Annotated in this window: 28 protein-coding genes; 18 read left to right on the top strand and 10 right to left on the bottom strand. The window is 37.0% G+C overall.

Annotation, left to right across the window (positions count from 1 at the left end; genetic code table 11):
• Nucleotides 1-120 precede the first annotated feature (120 nt).
• From ABN763_RS06140 to ABN763_RS06125, 4 genes are all read left to right on the top strand, one after another.
• On the top strand, nt 121-1,125 hold the full coding sequence (locus ABN763_RS06140) for a bestrophin family protein (protein WP_410484558.1): 1,005 nt from the start codon (nt 121-123) through the stop codon (nt 1,123-1,125).
• The gene (locus ABN763_RS06135) at nt 1,125-2,084 is read left to right on the top strand and encodes a YheT family hydrolase (protein ID WP_410484557.1); all 960 of its coding nucleotides are present in this window, start codon (nt 1,125-1,127) and stop codon (nt 2,082-2,084) included. Before ABN763_RS06140 ends, ABN763_RS06135 begins: the two co-directional genes overlap by 1 nt.
• 25 nt (nt 2,085-2,109) lie before the next feature.
• Nucleotides 2,110-2,619 (top strand): plastocyanin/azurin family copper-binding protein, encoded by a 510-nt coding sequence (locus tag ABN763_RS06130; RefSeq protein WP_410484556.1) that lies wholly within the window; start codon nt 2,110-2,112, stop codon nt 2,617-2,619.
• A gap of 71 nt (nt 2,620-2,690) precedes the next feature.
• A complete protein-coding gene (locus ABN763_RS06125; protein WP_410484555.1) occupies nt 2,691-3,161 on the top strand; it encodes an OsmC family protein in 471 nt (156 codons plus the stop codon).
• A 105-nt stretch (nt 3,162-3,266) separates the two neighbouring features.
• Here ABN763_RS06125 and ABN763_RS06120 read toward each other — a convergent pair whose 3' ends face one another.
• The gene (locus ABN763_RS06120) at nt 3,267-3,908 is read right to left on the bottom strand and encodes a gluconate 2-dehydrogenase subunit 3 family protein (protein ID WP_410484554.1); all 642 of its coding nucleotides are present in this window, start codon (nt 3,906-3,908) and stop codon (nt 3,267-3,269) included.
• A 9-nt stretch (nt 3,909-3,917) separates the two neighbouring features.
• A complete protein-coding gene (locus ABN763_RS06115; protein ID WP_410484553.1) occupies nt 3,918-5,633 on the bottom strand; it encodes a GMC oxidoreductase in 1,716 nt (571 codons plus the stop codon).
• A 174-nt stretch (nt 5,634-5,807) separates the two neighbouring features.
• On the opposite strand from ABN763_RS06115, the gene ABN763_RS06110 reads away from it, so the two are divergent.
• The 8 genes from ABN763_RS06110 to ABN763_RS06075 are packed head-to-tail and all read left to right on the top strand — an operon-like array spanning nt 5,808 to nt 12,899.
• A complete protein-coding gene (locus ABN763_RS06110) occupies nt 5,808-6,797 on the top strand; it encodes a TIM barrel protein (protein WP_410484552.1) in 990 nt (329 codons plus the stop codon).
• 35 nt (nt 6,798-6,832) lie between these two features.
• Nucleotides 6,833-8,062, top strand: coding sequence for an MFS transporter (locus tag ABN763_RS06105; protein WP_410484551.1), 1,230 nt, complete (start codon nt 6,833-6,835; stop codon nt 8,060-8,062).
• Nucleotides 8,063-8,085: 23 nt separating this feature from the next.
• A complete protein-coding gene (locus tag ABN763_RS06100) occupies nt 8,086-9,225 on the top strand; it encodes a Gfo/Idh/MocA family protein (protein WP_410484550.1) in 1,140 nt (379 codons plus the stop codon).
• 36 nt (nt 9,226-9,261) lie between these two features.
• Complete coding sequence (locus ABN763_RS06095) at nt 9,262-10,314, top strand: sugar phosphate isomerase/epimerase family protein (RefSeq protein WP_410484549.1); 1,053 nt, start codon at nt 9,262-9,264, stop codon at nt 10,312-10,314.
• Nucleotides 10,315-10,332: 18 nt separating this feature from the next.
• Nucleotides 10,333-11,079: a DUF1080 domain-containing protein gene (locus ABN763_RS06090; RefSeq protein WP_410484548.1), complete on the top strand. Its 747-nt coding sequence runs from the start codon at nt 10,333-10,335 to the stop codon at nt 11,077-11,079.
• Nucleotides 11,080-11,829: a DUF1080 domain-containing protein gene (locus ABN763_RS06085; RefSeq protein WP_410484547.1), complete on the top strand. Its 750-nt coding sequence runs from the start codon at nt 11,080-11,082 to the stop codon at nt 11,827-11,829.
• Nucleotides 11,830-11,836: 7 nt separating this feature from the next.
• Nucleotides 11,837-12,259 (top strand): VOC family protein, encoded by a 423-nt coding sequence (locus ABN763_RS06080; protein ID WP_410484546.1) that lies wholly within the window; start codon nt 11,837-11,839, stop codon nt 12,257-12,259.
• Nucleotides 12,234-12,899: an SGNH/GDSL hydrolase family protein gene (locus tag ABN763_RS06075; RefSeq protein ID WP_410484545.1), complete on the top strand. Its 666-nt coding sequence runs from the start codon at nt 12,234-12,236 to the stop codon at nt 12,897-12,899. Before ABN763_RS06080 ends, ABN763_RS06075 begins: the two co-directional genes overlap by 26 nt.
• 114 nt (nt 12,900-13,013) lie before the next feature.
• Here the strand turns inward: ABN763_RS06075 and ABN763_RS06070 are convergent, their stop codons facing one another.
• Entirely contained in the window at nt 13,014-13,379 is a 366-nt protein-coding gene (locus ABN763_RS06070; RefSeq protein WP_410484544.1) for a hypothetical protein, read from the bottom strand.
• Nucleotides 13,380-13,664: 285 nt separating this feature from the next.
• On the opposite strand from ABN763_RS06070, the gene ABN763_RS06065 reads away from it, so the two are divergent.
• Genes ABN763_RS06065 through nadD form a run of 3 tightly spaced genes read left to right on the top strand, consistent with a single transcriptional unit; the run spans nt 13,665 to nt 15,706 of the window.
• Complete coding sequence (locus tag ABN763_RS06065; protein ID WP_410484543.1) at nt 13,665-14,537, top strand: YicC/YloC family endoribonuclease; 873 nt, start codon at nt 13,665-13,667, stop codon at nt 14,535-14,537.
• Complete coding sequence (gene gmk, locus ABN763_RS06060) at nt 14,537-15,118, top strand: guanylate kinase (RefSeq protein WP_410484542.1); 582 nt, start codon at nt 14,537-14,539, stop codon at nt 15,116-15,118. The genes ABN763_RS06065 and gmk overlap by 1 nt, the downstream gene beginning before the upstream one ends.
• A gap of 6 nt (nt 15,119-15,124) precedes the next feature.
• The gene (gene nadD, locus ABN763_RS06055; protein WP_410484541.1) at nt 15,125-15,706 is read left to right on the top strand and encodes a nicotinate (nicotinamide) nucleotide adenylyltransferase; all 582 of its coding nucleotides are present in this window, start codon (nt 15,125-15,127) and stop codon (nt 15,704-15,706) included.
• A gap of 53 nt (nt 15,707-15,759) precedes the next feature.
• Here nadD and ABN763_RS06050 read toward each other — a convergent pair whose 3' ends face one another.
• The 5 genes from ABN763_RS06050 to ABN763_RS06030 all read right to left on the bottom strand — a co-directional run bounded on the left by ABN763_RS06050 (nt 15,760) and on the right by ABN763_RS06030 (nt 19,978).
• On the bottom strand, nt 15,760-16,515 hold the full coding sequence (locus ABN763_RS06050; RefSeq protein ID WP_410484540.1) for a UDP-2,3-diacylglucosamine diphosphatase: 756 nt from the start codon (nt 16,513-16,515) through the stop codon (nt 15,760-15,762).
• Between the two features lie 204 nt (nt 16,516-16,719).
• Entirely contained in the window at nt 16,720-17,172 is a 453-nt protein-coding gene (locus ABN763_RS06045) for a 6-pyruvoyl trahydropterin synthase family protein (protein ID WP_410484539.1), read from the bottom strand.
• 158 nt (nt 17,173-17,330) lie between these two features.
• Nucleotides 17,331-18,101 (bottom strand): enoyl-CoA hydratase/isomerase family protein, encoded by a 771-nt coding sequence (locus tag ABN763_RS06040; protein ID WP_410484538.1) that lies wholly within the window; start codon nt 18,099-18,101, stop codon nt 17,331-17,333.
• A 45-nt stretch (nt 18,102-18,146) separates the two neighbouring features.
• A complete protein-coding gene (locus ABN763_RS06035; protein ID WP_410484537.1) occupies nt 18,147-19,478 on the bottom strand; it encodes an MATE family efflux transporter in 1,332 nt (443 codons plus the stop codon).
• A complete protein-coding gene (locus ABN763_RS06030; RefSeq protein WP_410484536.1) occupies nt 19,475-19,978 on the bottom strand; it encodes a GNAT family N-acetyltransferase in 504 nt (167 codons plus the stop codon). The genes ABN763_RS06035 and ABN763_RS06030 overlap by 4 nt, the downstream gene beginning before the upstream one ends.
• A gap of 69 nt (nt 19,979-20,047) precedes the next feature.
• On the opposite strand from ABN763_RS06030, the gene ABN763_RS06025 reads away from it, so the two are divergent.
• On the top strand, nt 20,048-20,839 hold the full coding sequence (locus ABN763_RS06025) for a universal stress protein (RefSeq protein ID WP_410484535.1): 792 nt from the start codon (nt 20,048-20,050) through the stop codon (nt 20,837-20,839).
• Here ABN763_RS06025 and ABN763_RS06020 read toward each other — a convergent pair.
• Entirely contained in the window at nt 20,836-21,492 is a 657-nt protein-coding gene (locus ABN763_RS06020; RefSeq protein WP_410484534.1) for an NAD(P)H-binding protein, read from the bottom strand. The two genes, ABN763_RS06025 and ABN763_RS06020, sit on opposite strands and share 4 nt — an antisense overlap.
• A 46-nt stretch (nt 21,493-21,538) precedes the next feature.
• Here ABN763_RS06020 and dinB point away from each other — a divergent pair, with 46 nt between their 5' ends.
• Together dinB and ABN763_RS06010 are read left to right on the top strand one after the other, a co-directional pair.
• Nucleotides 21,539-22,645: a DNA polymerase IV gene (gene dinB / locus ABN763_RS06015; protein ID WP_410484533.1), complete on the top strand. Its 1,107-nt coding sequence runs from the start codon at nt 21,539-21,541 to the stop codon at nt 22,643-22,645.
• 168 nt (nt 22,646-22,813) lie between these two features.
• Entirely contained in the window at nt 22,814-23,278 is a 465-nt protein-coding gene (locus tag ABN763_RS06010; RefSeq protein ID WP_410484532.1) for a PAS domain-containing protein, read from the top strand.
• 114 nt (nt 23,279-23,392) lie between these two features.
• Here the strand turns inward: ABN763_RS06010 and pyk are convergent, their stop codons facing one another.
• Complete coding sequence (gene pyk / locus ABN763_RS06005; RefSeq protein WP_410484531.1) at nt 23,393-24,835, bottom strand: pyruvate kinase; 1,443 nt, start codon at nt 24,833-24,835, stop codon at nt 23,393-23,395.

Here is a 24,835-nt window from a genome sequence, read left to right as displayed (position 1 = left end):
TTTCTTCTTTTTCGTTTAGGTTTCACAATGTACATAGAATTTGTTTGGATAACATGAAATATCGGTCAACTAAAAATAATTTTATCTAATTTTAACAAACCACACAATAACTTTACGTACATGTATATAAAAAGAAATATTAGCTGGGGCATTATCATAAGATATGCTTGGAAAAACTTATTATTTTTCACCATATGGGCCGGCTTAATTTTTTCAGCTTATTATTTTTTAGGCTGGGATACCATAGATATTCCCTTTCAACCCTTAAGTGTTATTGGTATTGCTGTTGCCTTTTATATTGGTTTCAAAAATAGTCAGAGCTACGACCGTTTTTGGGAAGGAAGAAAAATTTGGGGAGGTATTGTTAACTATTCACGAACATGGGCCAATCAAGTTTTAGCCCTTGTTGACGATGTTCCTGAAACGAAACGAATTTTAATTTACCGACATATTGCGTGGCTAAATGCCTTAAGAGTTCAATTAAGGCAGCCCACGTCATTTAGCATCAAAGAATCGAAATCTGTTGAGCGGATGTTCGACCGTCACGGAGAGCGTAACCCTACTTGTATAGGACTTGAAAATTTTCTTAGCGATGAAGAAGAACAAGACCTTGAAAACAGAAAAAATGTTGCCACTCACTTAGTAAAGAATCAGGCTCAACACCTTAAGCAACTTTTAAATGATGGTAAAATAACAGAGTTTGACAAACAAACTTTTCATAACACTCTAGCTGAATTTTATAACCTACAGGGAAAGTGTGAACGTATTAAAAACACCCCCTTCCCCCGGCAGTATGCTTATTTCAGTACATTATTCACGTGGATTTTTGTATTGCTATTGCCTTTTGGATTATTATCTGTTTTCGAAAACCAGATAAATGAAATTAGCACAGAGATGAAAAAAGAGTGGTTTCTATTATTAATGATTCCATTTTCTGTTTTAATTTCCTGGATTTTCGTTACTATGGAAAAAGTAGGTAGCAATAGCGAGGATCCTTTTGAGGGTCGAATCAACGATGTACCAATGACAGCGCTGTGCAGAACAATTGAGATCGATTTGCGCGATATGCTAGATGAAAAGAACCTACCTCCTAAAGTTACCCCAAAAGACAACATTTTATATTAATGCCGCTTATTCCTTCTAATTACAATCCGCCACATTTATTTAAAAATGGGCATTTTTCAACTATTTACGCTGGTCTTGTTAGAAAAGTAAATGGTGTTCATTACGAACGAGAACGCATTGAAACCCCTGATCATGATTTTATTGATCTCGATTGGAGTTTTAGTAAAAGTGAAAGTACTAAACTAGTCATTATACTTCATGGGCTAGAAGGAAGCTCTCAGCGACCTTATATTATTGGTAGTGCCAAAATATTTAATCATAACGGGTTTGATACGGTTTCAATGAATATGCGAAGTTGTAGCGGTGAACCTAATAAACAATTTAGAACCTATCATTCTGGCGCAACAGAAGACCTTGAAGTGGTAATTAATCATATTGTCAAACAAGATAAATATGATCAAATCATCATCAAAGGCTTCAGTCTTGGGGGCAACCTGACATTAAAATATTTAGGAGAAGATCGCGAGATTCCTAAGCACATAAAAGGAGCGATTGCCGTTTCAGCACCATGCAACTTGTATGGTTCGATGCTAGAAATACATAAACTAAAAAATAAGGTTTACGCCAACCGATTTAAGCGCAATTTGTTAGAAAAATTACGCCAAAAACAACAACAATTCCCCGACTGGTTTGAGGGAAAAAACATTAAAGACATTATCACTTTAAAGGACTTTGATGATTTTTATACCTCCAAGGCACATGGTTATATAGATGCCTTAGATTATTACGAAAAGGCGAGCTCTTTGCCATATCTTCAAAACATTAAAACACCTACTTTGTTAATCAATGCATTAAACGATTCGTTTTTATCAGAAAAGTGCTTTCCTAAGGATGAAGCCATAAAAAATGACACTTTATATCTAGAAATACCAAAATATGGTGGTCATGTAGGGTTTTATGACAAAAACAATCAATATTATAACGAAAAACGCTCACTTAATTTCGTGAATGAGTTGTAACTTTACCATATAAATTTTACAGTAAATGAAAACATTAATTAAAGCAGCGTATCTACTAGTTCTTTCTATCGCTTTGTTAAGTTGTGGTGGTAAAGAAAAGAAAGAAGACAAACCAAAAATTCAACTTAAAGGGCAAAGTGACACAAAAGAGTCGAAAGACCCTAATACTGCAGAAATCGCTTTAACCGGAAACGATTTAATGCGTTTTAATAAAACGGAAATTAAAGTAAAAGCAGGACAAAAAGTAAAACTTACGTTGACTCATATCGGTAAAATGGATATGAACATTATGGGGCATAATTTTGTATTATTAAAACAAGGGACAGATTTACAGCAATATGTTTTAAAGGCAGTTGATTTTAAAGACAATGATTATATTCCGGATGGTGATGAGACCATAGCACATACTAAAATGCTTGGCGGTGGACAAAACGATACTATCGAATTTGATGCCCCAGCTCCGGGAACCTATGATTTTATATGCAGTTTTCCAGGACATTTGGCCCTAATGAAAGGAAAGTTTATAGTGGAATAAAAAGAATCTCATTAAACACAATTTAAAACCCCAGGAGCTTTCAAGGCTTTTGGGGTTTGTTTTTTAACGTTATGAAACAACATCATTACACCACAAATTTAAAATGGACATGCGCCCCAGGCGAAGGCACTACTTCCTACACTTCTTATTCAAGAGATCATACGATAACGGCCAATAATAAAAAAATAGCTATTCCCAGCTCGTCAGACCCTTCGTTTAGAGGCAATTCTGAACATTACAATCCGGAGGAGTTGTTAGTTGCCTCTTTATCATCTTGCCATATGCTTTGGTATTTGCATTTATGTAGCACACATAAAATAATAGTTCTAGGATATCAAGATGAAGCTAGTGGTATCATGGAAGAAACAAAAGATGGTAGTGGACGTTTTACAGAGGTTATCTTACAACCTAAAGTTACCATTTCAGCCGAAAGTGATTTAGAAAAGGCGCATCAGTTACACCATGAAGCCAATAAACTCTGTTTTATAGCAAACTCTTGTAACTTCAAAATTTCGCATAAGCCTGTAATTAATTTGGAGTAATTATCTAAATCTATATTGTTTTGACTTTTCATTATCCCAAATAAAAAGGGCCTGTATCACATTGTAATGATTACAGACCCAATTTTATTTAGTTGGATGCATCGGCTATAGGGACCAAGCCTGGCCACCGGTGGCCTCTTCTAATGGTATACAACCTACAAATTGTCCAGGTACAGGCAAATAAACTTCTGGCCGTTCACCGATAGTCTCACTAGTTGTAAATGCCCAAACGCTAGTGCCTCTTATATTGTGAGAAAATGAGTATAACATTTGCTCAGTAGTTAGTTCAGGCTCTCCATCTTCACCCGCTTCTTGAAAAGCCTTTCCAATAGCTTCATCATATACCTTACGTTCATCCTTATTTAACTTTAGGTAGGTATCAAAAATAGCTGTGTATGCTTCGTTCTTTACTTTTTTTGCGGGGTTCTCTTCATTAACACCAAGTGCTTTCATAAAGTTAACAATCCCTTTTTTAAACATCGCTTGACCTTCTTCATCTACAACCTCAGCTTGAAAACTATCAATAAATTGAGCCACGTTTAGCTCTTTTGCTCCCGGCAAGGTTTCCGTTTTAGGAAGTATAATATCGACCATTTTTTGAAGGACGACACCTTCTTCTTCGGTTAGAAATGTTGGTGTCCATGGCGCCTCAGTTTTACAACTTTCCAGTAAGCTAAGAACCGTAGGCGTAGCTACTAAATATCCTGCTCCTAATCCAATATTTTTAAGTGCGCTTCTTCTATCCATTCTATATGATTAAGCGTTATTTTCTTTTGATTTTTCTTCGTTTACCCACTTAGCAGCATGATTTGCAGCTCTAGCGGTCAGCGCCATATAAGTCAACGATGGATTTTGGCACCCTGCACTAGTCATACAAGCTCCATCCGTTACATATACATTATCTACCCCATGCACTTGATTGTTCGCATTTAAAACAGACGTTTTAGGATCTCGACCCATTCTTGCAGTTCCCATTTCATGAATACCAATACCAGGAGCTGCTACATTATCAAATGTTACCACATCGACAAAACCAGCCTTTTCAAGCATTTCTTTAGCCTCTGATTTCATGTCCTCACGCATTTTGTACTCATTCTCTTTCCACTCTGCGTCAAACGTTACGGTAGGTAATCCCCATTCGTCAAGTCTATCATAATCCAGCGTCATTTTGTTTTCATGATATGGTAAGGTTTCTCCAAAACCTCCCAGACCCATGCTCCATTCTCCAGGCTTTAAGATTTCTTCTTTAAACTCTTCTCCATATCCCATTTCAGCTACATGCTCGGTAATTCCGCCGCGACCCGCTCCGCCTTGATAACCAAAACCTCTTAAGTATTTATCTGATTTTGTTTCCTTATCACCAAGGTTTTTAAAACGGGGGATATAAATACCATTAGGCCTTCTTCCTTTATAATATTTATCTTCAAACCCAGGATATTTTCCAGAAGCTCCAGCACCTAAGTGGTGATCCATAATGTTATGACCTAATTCTCCGCTATCATTCCCAAGTCCGTTGGGGTATCTCTTGGATTTTGACTGCATCAATATAGAAGCGGATGCAATAGCAGATGCGCAGCAGAAAATAACTTTAGCATTAAAAACCAGTGTTTCTTTGCTTTCGGCATCAATCACTTTTACACCAGTTGCCCTTTTGGTATTATCATCATATATAATCTCGGCAACAATGCTATGTGGTCTTAATGTCATATTTCCAGTACGTTCAGCAGCTGGCAAGGTACTGGAGTTAGAACTAAAATACCCTCCGAAAGGACAACCACGAATACAGCGGTTACGGTATTGACAATTGCTGCGCCCTTCAAATTGTTTTGTTTTAGAAGTATTATGAGCAGTACGACCTATAGTCATAATACGGTCTTTGTAATTTTCGGCAATATTCTTTTTTAAATGGTCTTCTACACAATTCATCTCCATAGGTGGTAGAAACTTCCCGTCAGGTAACTGAGGTAACCCAAGGTTTTCGCCACTTACCCCAATGTATTCTTCCACATAATCATACCACTTTTCAAGATCTTCATATCGTATTGGCCAATCGACAGCAATACCTTCATTTTTGTTGGCCTCAAAATCCAGATTACTCAAACGATAGCTTTGTCTACCCCACATGATAGAGCGACCACCTACATGGTAGCCTCGCATCCAATCGAAACGTTTTGTCTCGTTATAAGGGTGTTTAATGTCATCTACAAACCAATGTGCACTAGCTTTTCTTGTAGTATATCCTGTACGGGCCTGTTTTTCTTGACGTTTTGCTTCCGTTACTGTTTGATTTCCTTTAAACTTAAAATCCCACGGATCTTTATTCATGGTCGGATAATCCTCAATATGCTTTACCATTCGACCTCGTTCTAATACCAAGGTCTTCAAACCTTTTTCACAAAGTTCTTTGGCAGCCCATCCACCACTTATTCCAGAACCGATTACGATAGCATCGTATTTTGGTTGTTCCTCCATAGATTGATATATTACTGGGTATTTGTTAATTTTTCCTTGAAAAGGCTATCAAATATATAAAATTTGAAGTATTATTTTGAAGCTTTCGAAAATAGCTTAATTTTAGATTTCGTTAAATTTTACGCGACCTTTCAACGAAAACGATAAAGTATTATACATCTACAAACTCAACCAATGAAAAAAATAATTTTTACACTAGCTGCTTTGACCTTTTTTCTTGTTTCTTGCAAGAATAATTCTGATAAAAAAGAAAATTCAGAAGCCGAAACTGCTCAAATAGCGCCTCAACAATCGACCGATCCATTCTTCAAACTATCACTTGCGCAATGGTCATTAAATCGTGCCATAAGAGGTGGTGAAATGAGCCCATTTGATTTTGCAAAAAAAGCCAAAGAAATGGGATTTGAGGGCATTGAATATGTAAGTCAGCTATACACTAAAGAGCTAGAAAAATATGATGATAAAAAGGCAGGAATGGATAGTATTGTTGCCAGAATGAAAAGTGAAAGTGAAAAACACGGCGTTACCAATGTTCTAATAATGATTGATAGAGAAGGTGATCTTGCGGCTGAAGATGAAAAAGATAGGGATGCAGCCGTAGAAAGCCATAAAAAATGGGTTGACGCAGCTTCAGTATTAGGGTGTCACTCCGTTAGAGTTAATTTATTTGGCACGAATGATCAAGCTACTTGGTTAAAGACCGCTCCTGACGGACTCAAAAAATTATCTGAGTATGCAGCTACAAAAAATATCAATGTGATTGTTGAAAATCACGGCTATCTATCATCTAATGCTGGTTTATTAATGAAGGTAATGAATACCGTTGCAATGGATAATTGCGGTACTTTACCCGATTTTGGAAACTTCTGCTTAAAGCGTGAAGGTGGTGCACAATGGGGCGCCAAATGTGTCGAAGAATACGACCGATATAAAGGTGTTGAAGAAATGATGCCAAAGGCATTTGCCGTAAGTGCGAAGTCACACGAATTCAATTCTGAAACAGGTTTGGAAACAGCTACGGATTATACTAAAATGATGAAAATTGTAAAAGATGCCGGTTATACCGGTTTTGTTGGTGTTGAATATGAAGGTCAAGGACTTGGAGAAGAAGCGGGTATTATCGCCACTCGAGATTTGCTTTTAAAAGTAGCTAAAACACTTTAACAACGTATAACTTTAATTAACCAAACTAATTATATATGAAAGGTATTGTAAGAGCGCAACTATCGTTTATGATGTTTCTCGAGTTTTTTATTTGGGGAGGATGGTTCGTAACGATGGGAATTTATTTGCCAAATACATTAGGTGCCGATGGTGGTCAAATAGCAGCAGCCTATTCAACACAATCATGGGGGGCGATTTTGGCGCCGTTCATTATAGGTTTAATCGCCGATCGATTTTTTAATGCAGAACGCATATTGGGAATATTGCATTTAATTGGCGCGTTCCTAATGTATCAAATGGCCAATACTGTAGATTTTGGAGCATTTTATCCTTATGTATTGGGATATATGATTGGCTACATGCCAACACTAGCATTAGTAAATTCCGTTGCCTTTAATCAGATGAAAGATCCTGCTAAGGAATTTTCATTTATTCGTGTTTTTGGTACCATAGGATGGATTATTGCGGGACTTGTTATTAGCTATGCTTTTGCTTGGGATTCTGAAGCTGGAGTAAAAGAAGGCTTGCTAAAAAACACTTTTTTAATGACCGCTGTAGCATCGACCATCTTAGGAATTTTCAGTTTTACGCTACCTAAAACCCCACCTAAAGCAAGTGCAGGTGAAAAAGTTAGTATTTCTGATATTTTAGGTCTTGACGCTTTGGGACTTTTAAAGGACAGAAACTTCTTGTTATTCTTTCTTGCATCTATCTTAATTTGCATTCCATTGGCATTTTACTATCAACATGCCGGACAGTTTTTAGGAGAAATTGGTGTTGCGAACCCTGCAGCTAAAATGACTATTGGTCAGATTTCAGAAGTGCTTTTCATGCTATTACTGCCATTTTTCTTTAAAAAATTTGGTTTTAAAAAGACCATTCTTGTGGGTATGATCGCATGGACCGTTCGCTATTTGCTTTTTGCCTATGGCAACTCAGGAGAACTTGTATTTATGCTATTAATTGGTATTGCCCTGCACGGTATTTGTTATGATTTTTTCTTCGTATCGGGCCAAATTTATACAGATAGCAAGGCGGGTGAAAAATTTAAAAGTGCAGCACAAGGACTAATTACGCTTGCAACCTATGGTGTTGGTATGCTAGTAGGATTCTACATTGCAGGAAAAATAACAGATTCAAACTTAATTTCAGAAGGAGTTCACGACTGGAATAGCATTTGGATATTTCCTGCCATATTTGCTGCGGGAGTAATGTTATTGTTCGCACTGTTCTTCAAAAACGAAAAAATAGAATATAAAGAATAGCTCAATTTTAATAAATCAATCAAATGAGTGCTAAAATAAAATTAGGAATTTTAGGAGGTGGTGGGGATTCGCTAATCGGTGTATTGCACCGTGTTGCATCAGCAATGTACGATCAATATGAGATAGTAGGTGGAGTCTTTAATCCTAACTACGATGACAACATTGCTTTTGCTAACAAAATTGGATTATCAACCGATCGTATTTATACTGATTTTGAAACGATGATTGCTGAAGAAACGAAGCTTCCAGAAAGTGAACGTATGCAAGTGGTATCGATATTAACTCCTAATTTTTTGCATTTTCCAATGGCAAAAACCCTGCTTGAAAACGGGTTTAATGTGATATGCGAAAAACCAATGACCACTACCTATGATGAGGCGAAAATTATTAAAAAATTAGTTGAGGAAAAGAAAAGCATCTTTGCAGTCACCTACACTTACACCGGTTATCCTATGGTTCGTCAGATGCGAAAAATGATCACTAGTGGGGCAATAGGTGCTATTCAAAAAGTAGATGCGCGTTATTATCAAGGGTGGATCAATCCCATTATTCACGATAAGGCAAAACGCTCAAGTACATGGCGCCTCGATCCTGAAAAATCAGGTATTAGCTGTTGTATTGGTGATATTGGTACACATGCATTTGATATGGTAGAATTTGTTACCGGGAAACACGTAACCAAAGTTCTTGCTGATTTGAATTATCTATACGATGATAATCAAATGGATATTGATGGCACCGTTTTGATTCGCTTAGACAACACCATCAAAGGAGTAATTCGCGCTAGTCAAATTGCAACAGGAGAAGAAAATGGTTTAGCAATACGAGTATACGGGGATAAAGGTGGATTGAAATGGGAGCAAGAAAATCCGAATTATTTGTACCATTTGGAAGATGGCACTCCCCTTCGTGTTTTAAAACCGGGACATGATTACAATACCGAGCTATCACTTGATGGCACCAAATTACCTCCGGGACATCCTGAAGGTATATTTGATTCTATGGGAAATATATATAAAGGTGTAGCCAAAGCCATAAAAGGTGAAGCCTACGATCATGCAGAGTTCCCCACAGTAATTGATGGTACAAGAGGAATGGATTTCATTGAAAAAGCGGTCGATTCGCACAAAAAAGGAAATATTTGGGTTGATATTGATCAATAGAACCCATAATAACCAATCAAAAAGCACAAGTTATACATGAAAACGATAAAAGGCCCTGCGGTATTTTTAGCACAGTTTATGGACGATAAAGCACCATTTAATAGTCTTGATGGGCTGTGTGAATGGGCAAGCGATTTGGGGTATAAAGGCATACAAATTCCAACTTGGGAAGACCGCCTAATAGATTTAAAGGTCGCAGGAGAAAGCAAAACATATTGTGACGAACTTAAAGGAAAAGTAAATAGTTACGGGCTGGAAATTACCGAGCTTGCCACACACTTACAGGGACAGCTCGTTGCTGTCCATCCTGCATATGATATCATGTTCGACAACTTTGCCCCAGACAATTGTAAAGATAATCCTAAGAAACGTACAGAGTGGGCACGGCAACAGATGATAAGTGCGGCATATGCTAGTAAGCATTTGGGTTTAAATGCGTGTCCTAGCTTTACAGGAAGTTTACTTTGGCATACTATGCACCCTTGGCCACAGCGCCCAGATGGTTTGGTCGAAATGGGCTTTGAAGAGTTGGCCAAAAGATGGACCCCTATTCTTGATGTTTTTGACGAGTGCGGCGTAGATGTGGCGTACGAAGTACACCCTGGTGAAGATGTACACGACGGTGTGACATTCGAGCGATTTTTAGAAGCTACAGGAAACCATAAGCGCTGTAACATTTTGTATGACCCAAGTCATTTTGTATTGCAACAGCTTGATTATATTGAATATATTGACCATTATCATGAGTTCATTAAATCGTTTCATGTAAAGGATTCTGAATTTATCCCAGATGGTAAACGAGGTACTTTTGGCGGGTTTAGTGATTGGAAAGATCGCGCAGGACGGTATCGCTCTCCAGGAGATGGGCAGGTCGATTTTAAAACCATCTTTACTAAACTTACTGAATACGGATGTGATGTTTGGGCCGTAATGGAATGGGAATGCTGCGTGAAAAGCCCTGAACAAGGCGCACGAGAAGGCGCCCCATTTATTGCAAGTCACATCATTGAAGCAACCGAAAAACGTTTTGATGATTTCGCAGGTGAGGCTACTGACAAAGAAAAATTAAAGCGAATTTTAGGACTATAACATTCAACATTTAAAGGAATGAAAAAAGCAATTTGGACATTGGCACTCTTAGCATTAACTAGTGCTTGCAAGGAAACTAAAAAGGAAGAAAAAACCGCTGAAACAGAAACTCCAAAAGTAGAGGTGAAAAAGGAAGAATTTGTAGCACTTTTTAATGGCACTGATCTTTCAGGATGGCATTCTTATGGTAAAGAGGTTGTCGAAGAATATTGGACCGTTGAAGATGGTGCTATGAAGTTTACTCCGCCAGAAAACCGTACAGATAATAAACCATTAGACATTGTAACCAATGGCGAATTCACCAATTTTGAATTATCAATAGATTGGAAAATTTCAGAAGGTGGTAATAGTGGAATTTTTTGGAGCGTAAAAGAAAGTGAAAAATTTGGTGTGCCTTATGCCACTGGGCCCGAGATTCAAATATTAGATAATGAACGCCATCCCGATGCTAAAAATGGTCCTGATCGAATGGCTGGCGCCCTTTATGACATGATCCCCACTAAGGTAGAAGCTGCCAAGCCCGCAGGGGAATGGAACACCTGTGTGATCAAAATAGATCATAATGTCAACAAGGGAATAGTAACCCTTAACGATATAAAAATTTCAGAATTTGCAGTTCATGGTCCTGAATGGGATGCCATGGTCGCTGATAGCAAGTTTAATGGCTGGGAAGGCTTTGGTGAATTTAGAACTGGTAAAATTTGTTTACAAGACCACAACGATATTGTTTGGTATCGAAATATTAAAATTAAAGAGTTACAATAAATGACCTCAAAACATATTTATACATTAATTACGATTAGCTTCGTTGGTTTTCTTGGACTTTCTGCTCAGGAAAAGAAATCGGAAATGAGCCCAAAAGAGACTGAGGATTGGAGCAACGAGCCGAAACAAATTTCATTTAATAAAAACAATGTTCCTTCGGATGCTATTGTACTTTTTGATGGCAGTAATCTAGATGCTTGGCACAATAGAAAAAATGAAACTCCGGCCAAATGGACCATCAATAGCGATGGTACAATGACCGTAAAGCCGGGCACTGGCGACATCAAAACCAAAGAAAAATTTGGAAGTATTCAACTACATTTGGAATGGAGCGCACCGGACAAAATTGAAAGTGAAGGTCAAGGTCGTGGTAATAGTGGGGTGTTCTTTCAGGAAAAGTATGAGGTGCAAATTCTTGACAGCTACAACAACCGCACCTATAGCAATGGCCAGGCGACGGCAATTTACAAACAAACCATTCCACTAGTAAACGCTACCAAATCACCTACTGAATGGCAGACGTATGATATTATTTTTCACCAACCAATTTTTTACAATGGCAAAAAAGTACAATCGGGCACTTTTACAGTAATTCACAATGGGGTTGTAGTGCAGGATCATGTTGAGATAAAAGGCTCTACTGAATATATCGGCCCGCCGCTTAATGAACCACATGGGGAGGGGTCAATTGTGTTACAAGATCACGGAAATCTGGTTCAATACCGAAATATTTGGTTGCGTAAACTATAGAACTTGCATGGAACAACGAATGACTATTATAGGCTTAGGAGTTAAGGACCTTAAAGCTTCTACGACATTCTATGAAGAGAAATTTGGTTGGAAGAAAACGAATGCAAGCAATGAGTTTATTTCATTTTTTCAGCTAAACGGAATCTTGTTATCGCTTTATCCAAAAGATAAATTGGCCGAAGACGCCGAAGTGAGCCCAGAAGGATCTGGCTTCAAAGCTTTTACTTTGGCTTATAACACTCGTAGTCAACAAGAAGTTGATGCAATTATTAATACCCTGAGAGCTAAAGGTGTGACTATTATAAAAGAACCGCAAAAGGTTTTTTGGGGCGGCTATAGTAGTTACGTAGCCGACATAGATAACAACCTATGGGAAGTTGCGTATAATCCTTATCTAGCACTTGATGAAGCAGGGAACGCACTTGAGTAAGAAGTTTTTACTGTACCTATCAATTGCTCTTAATGTGGCACTAGCATGCATGCTTTTGCTTAAGCCATCTTCAATCAAAATGGAAGAATCACCTACTGAGGTGATTGTCCCGAATAAGAAAGTAAACATCGTAATGCTGGGTAATTCAATTACGCATGCTGGTAATTGGAATGAAGTTTTAAACAGAAATGATGTTTTTAATGCTGGTATGCCAGGCTGGACATCACAACAACTATCATGGGTAATTAAGGATTTTGTGGTTCCTAATAATCCTAAATTGTGTTTTTTTAAAGCGGGAATTAACGATTATATCTTAGGCATTTCTACCCAACGTATTTATAAAAATATTTGCACAAATCTTGATTCAATTAAAGCTGTTGGTGTACAACCAGTTTTTCAAACTACACTTTATCAATTAAATAATGAAAAAGTTAATAGGCAGATTGACAGTTTAAACGATCTTATGAAGAAGTTTTGTGCTGAAAAATCCTATGATTATGTCAATTTACATCCATTTTTAAGTGAAAATAAGGATGCGAATGCTGTCTATTATTTAGAAGATGGCACACACCTAAAGCAAGCTGCTTATATAGAATGGGCAAAGGCAATAAGGCCTGTTATAGCAAAATATAAATTATAGTAAATATCAGTTTTTAAAAAGCCTCTTCAAAAGAAGAGGCTTTTACTTTGGTCATCAACCAAAACTATTAATCACTAATCCAAACAAACTCTAATATTGTTACTGATCGTTTTCTTAGTTAAACACTGAGATCGTAAAAAACACGATCATGGGTAGTACGAACAAAGCAGTAAGTACATTTACTATTACTTTATATTCTTTTGGCTGTCTTGCTAATACAGCGTACAATTCTTTTTCAGATGTCTCCTTGTTGTAATGCTTATACGTAAGAAGGTGCATTATGGGGCCTGTTAACAAGATAGACACCTTAGTGATTAAATTAAACTCCATTCCACTAATTCTAATAACTTCTAATAAGTAGAAGTAAATTGTAGCGGAGAAAATGAAAGAAGCCTGAGCATGAACATTAATTACTTTGATACCTGCATAGTTGAAGTATTGAAGAACTTTAGCGTAAAAAATGTTTAATGGAGTAGTCATGATGTATAGTTTTGTTTGTTTGACAGTTCAAATATACAGAAACATCGATAATATGCAAATAAATATCGATGAAATACACTTTTGTTAACATTATTTAACGTATTTAATCTATTATATACGTATTTCATCGATTAAATAATTAAAATCAACTGTCCCATAGAAGATTACAAAGGCATCTGAGACATTCACCTGACAAGTATTACAATTTAGGTTTCTTATACATGCTTATAGCCCTGCGTGACATATACAATTTTCCACTACCTTTGCGCAACTATAATTCTGGCTATGATTCAATCAATGACGGGTTTTGGAAAATCCGTACTTCAACTTCCGAATAAAAAAATCACCATAGAGATCAAATCACTTAATAGCAAAAACTTGGATCTGAATACCAGAATACCAAGTTTGTATCGTGAAAAAGAGTTGACTATACGTCAGCTCATTTCAAAATCACTTGGTCGTGGTAAGGTTGATTTTTCGCTGTATTTAGAAATTACCGGAGAAGAAACTTCTAGTCAAGTAAATAACGTAGTTGTTAAAGAATATATGAATCAGCTACGAGAATTGAGTCCGTACTTTGAAGGAGGAGATCAAGAAGTAGAGTTAGCAAAAATGGCTGTTCGCATGCCTGATGCCCTGACCACCACTCGTGAAGAATTAGATGAAAGCGAGTATAATGTTATTGAAGATGAAATTAAACGTGCGTTAGCAGCTATTAACGAATATCGTTTAGATGAAGGAAAAGTACTGGAGCATGACTTTTTAAAACGCATTGACAATATCAACGCTTTATTAGAAAAAGTAATTGCTATTGATCCTAAACGTGTGGAACAAGTTCGAGAACGACTTTTAAAAGCGGTAAAAGAACTTAAAGAAGAGCATGATCCCAATCGTTTTGAACAAGAATTGATCTATTATATAGAGAAATACGATATCACTGAAGAAAAAGTACGGCTTAAAAATCATCTAGATTATTTTAAAGAAACACTCGCATCCGCTGATAGCAACGGGAAAAAACTCGGGTTTATATGTCAGGAAATCGGTCGCGAAATCAATACGATTGGTTCGAAATCAAACTATGCGGCTATGCAACAGCTTGTCGTACAAATGAAAGATGAATTAGAAAAAATTAAGGAACAAATGCTAAACGTACTATAATGGCAAATTTTGATGGAAAACTTATAGTGTTTTCAGCTCCTTCCGGATCAGGAAAAACAACCATTGTACGACACCTTCTTAGCATAGATCGATTGAATTTAGCATTTTCTGTCTCAGCTACCTCTAGAGCGCCTCGTAAATACGAAATTGATAAGCAAGATTACTACTTTTTGTCTTTAAAGCAATTTAAACAACATATTAAAGACGATGATTTTTTGGAATGGGAAGAAGTATATCGCGATAATTTTTATGGTACTTTAAAAAGTGAAGTCGAACGAATCTGGGCACAGGGTAAGCATGTTATATTTGATATTGATGTGGTTGGCGGACTCCGTATAAAAAAGAAATATCCTGAAAAAACGCTGGCTGTCTTTGTAAAACCCCCTAGTGTTGATGAGCTGAAAATACGATTGAAAAAACGCAAAACCGAAAGCGAAGACAAAATTAATATGCGCATCGCAAAAGCATCGGTGGAACTTGCTACTGCCCCGCAGTTTGATAAGGTTATTAAAAACTACGATCTTGATGTGGCGTTAACAGAAGCGGAAGAACTGGTTGCTGACTTTGTTGGTGCAGAGTAATACCCTATGAAACAAATCGGACTTTTTTTTGGCACATTCAATCCCATTCATATTGGGCATCTGGCTATTGCTAATCATATTGCAGAGTTTAGCGAGCTGGATGAAGTTTGGTTTGTAGTTACTCCCAGAAGTCCGTTTAAGCAAAAAGCAAGTTTGTTAAGTGACCGTCAACGTTATGATATGGTTTTTCAAGCCACAAAAGAATATGACAAACTACGCCCTAGCGATATTGAATTTGGACTGAAACAACCCAACTACACTGTTGATACCTTAGCGTATATACAAGAGAAACATCCCGATTATCAATTCGCCTTAATTATGGGTGAAGACAACTTAAAGAGCTTTCATAAATGGAAAAATTATGAAGTGATTATCGACAATCATCAATTGTTTGTGTACCCACGCATTTCTGAGAGCAAAATAGATAACCAATTTATCGATCACTCTAAAATTATTCACATTGATGCTCCTATCATGGAAATCTCTTCTACGTTTATAAGAAAAGCTATTAAAGAAGGTAAGAATATTAGACCCTTATTGCCCGCATCTGTATGGCAGTATGTTGATGAGATGAATTTTTACAAGTGAATACAATGCCACCTCGTCTCGACTGCGCTCGACCGGACATTTTATATTGAACCCTATTGATATTCCTTCAACTCCATATTCTCCCCGTCGAAAACGGCGTAGGTGAAATAGGTAATCCAATCCCCCAAATTGACATATTTTGAGTTTGGGCCGACTTCAATTTCCATCGGTAAGTGTCTGTGTCCAAAAACAAAGTAATCCCAATGCTTTTCTTCTAGCTTTCGTTTTGAATACTGAACCAACCATTCGTTTTCTTCGCCAAGAAACTTGACATCATCGTCGCCTGAAATAAGTTTATTTTTTACTGAGAAATACTGAGCCAAACGAACGCCCAGATCAGGATGCAACCATCGGTATAGCCATTTTGCGATTGGATTGGTAAACACCTTTTTCATTCGTTTATATCCTTTGTCACCAGGACCTAAACCATCTCCATGACCAATAAAAAATGTGGTGTTATTAAATGTGAATTCCTGCGGTTTATGGTAAACGGGGATATTGAGTTCCTCCTCGAAGTAGCCATTCATCCATAGATCGTGGTTCCCAACAAAATAATAAATAGGAATTCCGCTATCAGTAATTTCAGCTAATTTGCCCAGTGTACGAGTAAAACCTCGAGGCACTACTGTTTTATACTCAAACCAAAAATCGAACAAATCGCCTAATAAAAAAATAGCCGCAGCATCTTGCTTTACCTCATTAAGCCATTTTACAAACCGCTGCTCACGGGGGAAACTCTTTTCCCGATCTGGTGCGCCTAAGTGATTGTCTGAGGCGAAGTATATTTTTTTTCCGGATGGAATTTGCATACGGTAAATGTACGATTTTGCTTAGATGGTAAACAAATTGAAGTGTGATTCAATAATGATCATTTGCATGTTGTTAATTGCTGGCTCTTTTATAGCGTTGAATACTTTAGGGATGGAGCCGCGTACTATAATTCGTTTCTACTTGTAGAACAGCAACTAGCGACAATCCTACCCACCGAAGCCTAATCGGAGGCAGGTAACACACTACTCATTATCACTGGCAAACCATTCGGCATAGCAGCTTGCTGTTTCCCTAAGTTTAAGAGAGTGCAGTTTGATTTCTTTTGGTAAATGAGCTTTAATTTTTTTCGCAAAATCAACAATCATTAGCTCACTCGTTGGTTGATAATCAACTAACATCACCTTCATACCGCGTTCTTCTAGATCTTTTGCCAACTTAATATGTGGTGTATTTTTATTGAAAACTGTAGCATGATCAAATTGATCTACGATTTCCGCATTCACAACTTTCTTTAAATCTCCAAAATCGATCACCATTCCTAACTTTGCGTTGTCCGTATCAGATATTGGGCTTCCTATAACAGTTACCGAAAGGTGATAACTATGCCCATGAATGTTTTTACACTTCCCGTCATAACCGTAAAGGGCGTGCCCGGTTTCAAAACTAAACTCTTTTGTTATTCTGATCTTACTCATATGCGCAAAGGTAGTAATTGAAACTATTTCCGCTGCTAAATTGTGTTACCGTTTATACTTTCTGTTCGAAATCACCCTGCGCGCCACGAATATGAGAATTACAATAGCTAGTGCTCCCGGAAATAGCAGTTCGTTGTTTAAGAAATCGAGAATAGTTCTCATTTAGATTTAATTTTTGCAAGTGCCGTTTTAGTAAAATCAGAAAGTACTAGTTTTCCTGACAATGCAGCTCGATCACTTAACAGCTCATTCCAATGGTCGGTATCCTGCCATAAAACTTTCTTCATAGCAGCAAGCGCCTCTGGGTTGTAGGATGTCAATTTGCTAGCAAACGAATCAACTGCTTTATCCATTTCAGAGATCGATTCGAATACTTTGGCAAAGAGTCCTTTTTCTTTTGCCCAATAGGCGTTTTGCCATTCGTCTGCCCCAAGCGTTAGTTCCGCCAAAGCAGCTTTCCCCATTTTACGCTCTACTGCCGGAGCGATTACAAAAGGTCCGATACCAATAGTAAACTCTGATAATTTGATGGATGCATGATCTGTGGCGAATACATAATCACAAGCTGATGCGAGGCCTACTCCACCGCCAACCGCCTTACCTTGTACACGACCAATTATTAGTTTCCCACAGCTACGCATCGCATTAATGACGTTGGCAAAACCACTAAAAAATGTTTTTCCTTCTTCCAAATTTTGAATCTTCAGCAATTCATCAAAAGAGGCACCCGCGCAAAAAGCTCGCTCTCCTTCCGATTTTAAAATGACCACAAATACGGATTCATCTTCTCCCAGTTCGTATAATTTTCGAGTGAGTCTATCTAATAGTTCTCCTGGAAAAGAATTTCCCGCCGGATGACCAAATTCAATTGTAGCTATATTGTTTTGTATGTTGGTGTACAAACTGCCATTGGGTCGTATCGTTGTCATATTATGGTTGTCTATTGATCAAAAATATTCAATTTTAAACAAGTACTACACTATTGCAAGCGGATAATATGCCTTCCAAAATTTATAAATCAATGCCATAGCTCGAAAGGCAATCCAAACCAGTATCGCAATCCAAATACCATGGATCCCCATATTGGTTTTTTGGGTTATTACTAAGGTTGGGACAAATGCAAAAAAGGTAGCACCTAATAGGGTATTTCTCAAATAACCTGTCTCACCCATACCTTTAAATAACCCATCAAGTACAAAGGCAATTGCATTAACAGGCAAGAGTAAAATTGCTAAATAAAAGAACCCTCTAAATATGTTAAGTACTTGTACATCATCACTAAAAATTCGCCCTAAATAATCATATGCTATAAAGCCCATTGCCATTAGTAATAACGAGACAACTAAACCATATGCGCATATTTTTTTGGTGAGTACCAATAGATTTTTGTAGTCTTTTGCTCCGAGAAGTTTTCCCCCAAGAATATTTCCTGCTGCGCCATAACCATCAATAAAAAAAGCGGTAAACAGCCATAATTGCATCGCGATGGTATGAGCAGCAATATAATCTGTACCCAAACTGGTAGCTTGTCTCACAGCTATCACCATAGCCGTATTTAAGGCTATAGCGCGAACGAACAAATTACCGCTCATTACTAAAAAACGATTCATTTCTGGGTGCCATTTGCTTGAGAGTTTAAAAGAAACATCGGTTTTTTTAACCAATAAAAGAACAGACATGACAGCCATAATAATTTGCGAGAATAAACTTGCCCAAGCTGCTCCTTCTAAATTCATTGCGGGAACAAAACCTTCAATACCATACACTAGTACAAAATCTAAAATGATATTAGCAACCACCCCAACAAGTGAAATGATCATTGGCCAAAATGTGTTTTGCAAGCCTCGAAAAACACCAAAAATAGCAAAGACCAATAGGGTTAAAGGGAAGCCCCAAACACGAATACTATAGTACGAAATACAATATTCTAAAACTTCATTTTTGGCTTCCAAAAAGCTAAATATTTCCGAAATAAATGGGATTGTTGTTATTAAAATGATAATGCTCAAGCTAATATTAAATGTAATAGCTTGCATAGGTAAAGACCTAACTGCATCCAGCTTTCCTGCACCAAGATACTGGGAAATGATGGCTGAAATAGCGCTTCGCGTTTGAGCTAGTACCCAGATAAGCATGGATAAAAATGTACCTACAATACCCACAGCAGCCAATGACTCAGTTCCCACTTCTGGAATATTACCAACAACGGCGGTATCTGTAGCTGATAAAATGGGTTCTGCTATCCCTGAAATAATAGCCGGTATTGCCAATCTATTAATCGACTTGAGGTTTATTTCTCGCTTCATATTAAGAGCAATTCATAGCAGTAAAAAGGATCTTCGCTTTGCTTTGGAAAATAAATATTACCTAGTCGTTGATAGCCTCTTTTTTCGTAAAAACGTTGATTTCGACTATTCTGGCTAAATGTATCTAATCTAACCGATAAGGCATCTTGCCTTTTTGCTAACGCTTCAGCATAATCCATCATACTTTGTGCATACCCTTTTTTTTGATGGTCAGGATGAACCGCTAGTCTATGTATGTATATGTTATTCTCAGTAGGGGTGAGCCATTGAATTGGGATGTATTCATCATCCATCAAAGTTGATATCACAATACAACCTACAATCTCACCATCTTCCAAAAGCACCCACAGCTCATCTCGTTTAATATCTAGTTCAAATGCTTTTTGGGACGGATAGTGCTCATTCCATTGATAAATTCCCTGTTGTTGCATAAAGGCAGCACACGCCTTTGTCATACTCATTATTAACGGAATATCATCTAAAGTGGCTCTACGAATCATAGTAAGAATTTTACCATTGTAAAATTAACATTGTATCTTTGCCTCATCAATAAATAATCAATATTTGTATTGAAAAATATTCTTGTTCCTTTATCAGCCAGCCTAAATAATGAATGCACGCTGCAATATGCGATTGACTTTGCCGCCGCTTCCGAGGCAAATGTATATGTTACTTCTTTGTTTAAAGTTGCAAGAGCAGCTAATTTGCCGGTAGATGTATCTGTTGAAGCAATTACCAAACAGCAAATTGAAGGCTACGTAAATAAAATAGATACGAAGAATGTATTGGTTGAAACACTCCCTTTAGAAGGTGATGATGTACAAGAATCTATTGAATTATTGCATCAAAAAACGCATATTGATCTTATTATTGTGGCGCCACAAAGCTATTCATTAAATGAAACTTTATATCTGGGTGAGCATGCTGGTGCAGTTGTAAAACGCACTCAAATTCCTGTTCTAATTGTTCCAAGAGACTATGTATTTAAGCCTATCAAGCGTATTTTAATGGCTATAAAATCTGGAATAGTTAAGGATAACCGAAAACTAGATGTATTAAAAACCATTAAAGATACCTTTACTTCAGAGATTAGATTGTTTCTTGTTAAGACTGCTGGTTTTAGAGAAGGACATGAACAAATTGATGAGACTTTAGAATCATTGATTAATGTAGTAAAAACCACCGAAAATGCCACTGTTTTTCAGGCAGTACTTGAGCATTTGAATGAAAATGAGCCTGATGTTTTATGTGTATTTAGACGTAAACAAGGTTTTTTTGAAAAGCTTTGGGATGATAATACCGTTAAGAAGGTTGATTTCGAAAGCCGTATACCTTTGTTGGTTCTAAAAGGCGCAGATTAACTACCTAGTTCTTGTAAGCTATCTGATAGCACAATGTGCTTTTTGTATTTGTTATTGGCCAAATGGATCATTGCCGTTGCAATGGTTTTTGGATGAATAATTCTGTATTTTTTGGCAAACCCTACCATTAAAGGACTTAAAAATTTAAATACCATTTTTCCAAAATACTCACCTGGTCTTGATTCATTTCTATATCCACCTATAAGAGAAGGTCTCACAATAAATGTGTTTTTAATACCCGTTGCAATGATAGCGTTTTCCATTTCACCTTTTATACGATTATAAAAAACACTACTGTTCGCATTCGCACCCATTGAAGACATTACAATAAATGTGGATACTTGATTTTTGGCTGCTAAACCAGCAGCGGTTACGGGAATTCCAAAATCAATTTTTTTATACAAGATTTTATCCGGGGTCTTCTTTGCAGTAGTACCAATACAACAAAAAACCTCATCTGCTGTAAATTCTTCTTTTATTTCTTCAAGTCGAAAGAGATCAACTATATACTCCTTAATTTTTGGATGATCATTATCTAAAGTACGTCTGGAAAACACTTTTACGATATTGTAACGGTCATCAATAAGCAACTGCTTGAGAAGAAAACTTCCAGTTAATCCGGTCGCTCCAAGAATTATTGCCGTTTTTTTCATACATCGTTTTAGTTAAAGGTATTAATTTTAAAGATGATAATTCCTGATGCTCGACTTTAAAGACATACCGCTAAGAAAGATCATTCATGTTGATATGGATGCATTTTATGCATCAGTAGAACAAATGGACAATCCTGATTTAAAAGGACTTCCAATTGCCGTTGGTGGTAGCGAACGCCGCGGAGTAGTGTCTGCCGCAAGTTACGAGGCTAGAAAATTTGGGGTTCGTAGTGCAATGAGTGGTATGTTAGCCAAGAAAAAGTGTCCAGATCTTATTTTTGTTAAAACACGTTTCGATCGTTATAAAGAAATTTCAAAACAAATTCGAAGTATCTTTTTTGATTATACTGACCTTGTTGAACCTTTATCACTTGATGAGGCTTATTTAGATGTTACTGAAAACAAAAAAGGCCATCCTTCGGCAACGATGTTGGCGCAAGAAATACGACTTCGTATTTTCAACGAAGTTGGCCTAACCGCTTCAGCTGGAATATCAATTAACAAATTCATCGCTAAAGTTGCAAGCGACTACAACAAACCCAACGGCCAAAAAACAGTAAGCCCTGAAGAGGTGATTGCCTTTTTAGAAGCATTAGATATTCGAAAATTTTATGGTGTTGGTAAAGTCACTGCTGAGAAAATGTATCAACTAGGTATTTTTACGGGCACAGATTTAAAAAAGCGCTCCTTAGAATTTTTAAACGACCGATTCGGGAAATCTGGTGCTTACTACTATAACGTGGTAAGAGGAATTCATTTGAGTGAAGTAAAACCAAATAGAATCGCAAAATCTGTAGGAGCTGAGCGAACCTTTTCTGATAATCTTACAAGCGAAGTATTTATGTTAGAAAAATTGGAACAGATTGCAGAGGAATTAGAGCGTCGATTAAAACGCTATGTCATTGCCGGAAAAACAATCACCTTGAAAATAAAATACAGCGATTTTACCACTCAAACCCGCAGCAAAACCTTATCCTATTTTATCTCAGATAAAAACTTGATTTTTGAAGCAGCTAAGGAACTTTTATATCAAGAAAAATTAAAGAATTCTGTACGACTTCTTGGTATTTCATTGGCCAATCTAAACACTAAAAAAGGTAATGAAAAACCAGATGAAAAGATGGTTTCGGTACAGCTAAAGTTCGAATTTTAAGTTAATTTATGCATATTCTTGTTTAGCATTTTTACAGTATTTAAAGCTATCGAAAAGAAAGAATTAAACAAAAACGATAAATACCTGTATAAACTTGTGGTTTATTATTTTAATAGCTAATATTGAGTTCTTCACAGCAAAAAAATTAAACTTTAAAAGACAAAAATTATGTTTATTTCGCCCTTATCTTGCTGGGATATTTATAGTCCTTTTCTAGAGCATTTAAACCTTGCTTCCGAAGACATTAAAACACTTAATGATTTAGCTAATATCAATAAGTGGAACCACGATATTGATTTTAGAAAAGAACTCATCTCTAATAAACATGTAATTGTTGTTACCAACGCAGATTTAAACATTGTACACAGTACATACAACATGCTTGACATGAATGGCTACACGAATGAAGAAGTACTTGGTAAAAGACCAAGTATTTTTCAAGGTAAGGATACATGCCAAAAAACAGCTTCCCGCATTAGAAATGCCATTAAAAATGAACAGGCTTTCGAAGAAGTCCTTACCAACTATAAGAAAGATGGCTCTACCTACCAGTGCTGGATAAAGGGTTTCCCGATTCACGATACTAAGGGGAAACTTGTAAACTTCATAGCGCTAGAACGCTATGCAGCTTAGCAAGTAGTTAGCGTTGCATAATCCCCGGTAACTATTAAAACTTATCTTAATTAAACAGGTTGCTACAAAAGAAACTCGTTTTAATGTAACCTCCCATCATAATAAATTACTTTTCTAGAAAGTACAGCTCGTTATTTCAGTAACTCGCAATGTATTGACCATACCCTTTTCTTGTATTGGCATCGCGGCAAGACTAATTAGCATATCGCCCACTTCTAAATACCCTTTTTGACAAGCGATTTTATTTACATCTTCGATGGTTTCATCGGTGCTTACGTACCTATCATAATAAAAAGCCTTCACCCCCCAAAGTAAACTAAGTTGGGTAAGGATCCGTTTATTACTGGTAAATACCAAAATATATGCTTCAGGGCGCCATGCCGATATCTGAAACGCGGTATAGCCACTATTCGTTAGTGTAGAAATTGCCTTAGCATGAATCTCATTAGCCATGTGCGCAGCATGATAACATACTGACTTTGTTATATAGCGCTTTGTTTTTATATGTGGCGGAGATTGTGGTACCTTAATAAGGTCAGAATCTTCCACACTTTTTAAAATTGATGTCATTTTTTCGATGACCTGTACCGGATAATTACCTACTGAGGTCTCTCCTGAAAGCATTACTGCATCGGCCCCATCCATTACAGAATTTGCAACATCATTAACTTCGGCTCTAGTAGGTGTTAAACTACTTATCATGGTTTCCATCATCTGAGTAGCAATAATAACGGGAATACGAGCTCGCTTAGCCCGCAGCACCAACTGCTTTTGAATTAGTGGTACTTCATGTGCTGGTACTTCTACCCCAAGATCACCACGAGCAACCATTAATCCATCACAATAGGCAACAATCTTATCAATATTTTCAACTCCTTCCGGCTTTTCTATTTTGGCGATGATTGGTATTTTATGTTCTGAATGTTTTTTAATCAGATCTTGAAGCTCCATCAAATCTTGAGCATTTCTCACAAAAGAAAGCGCAATCCAATCAACTTCTTGTTTTATAGCAAAAATGGCGTCTTTTACATCTTTTTCTGTAAGTGCCGGTAACGAAATATCCGTATTCGGAAGGTTAACCCCTTTCTTAGATCGCAATGGTCCACCTTGAATCACTTTAGCAACTACTTCATCCTTTTTATTGGTGCTTACTACTTCAAAAATTAATTTCCCGTCGTCGAGTAAGATTCTCTCACCAGCTTTGACATCTTTAGGGAAGTTTTTGTAGTTCATATACACTTTCTTCGCAGTACCTTTAAACGATTTTCCTGTAGCAAAAATAATTTCATCACCATCACCCACAATGACGTCTTCGGACATAACACCGACTCTTAGCTTTGGTCCTTGAAGATCTCCAAGAATTGCAGCGTTGTATCCAAACTCTTCATTGAGCTCTCTTATAATAGCAATTCGCTCTTTTACATCGTCATAATCAGCATGCGAAAAATTAATTCTAAACACATTAGCACCAGCGTCTAACATATTTTTTATTACTTTTTTTGAGCTGGTAGCAGGACCAAGTGTTGCTACTATTTTTGTCTTCTTTCTATTAGGCAT

Source organism: Spongiivirga sp. MCCC 1A20706, from assembly GCF_046524175.1.
Classification (GTDB): Bacteria; Bacteroidota; Bacteroidia; order Flavobacteriales; family Flavobacteriaceae; genus Spongiivirga.
This window is presented reverse-complemented; position numbering and strand designations above follow the sequence as displayed.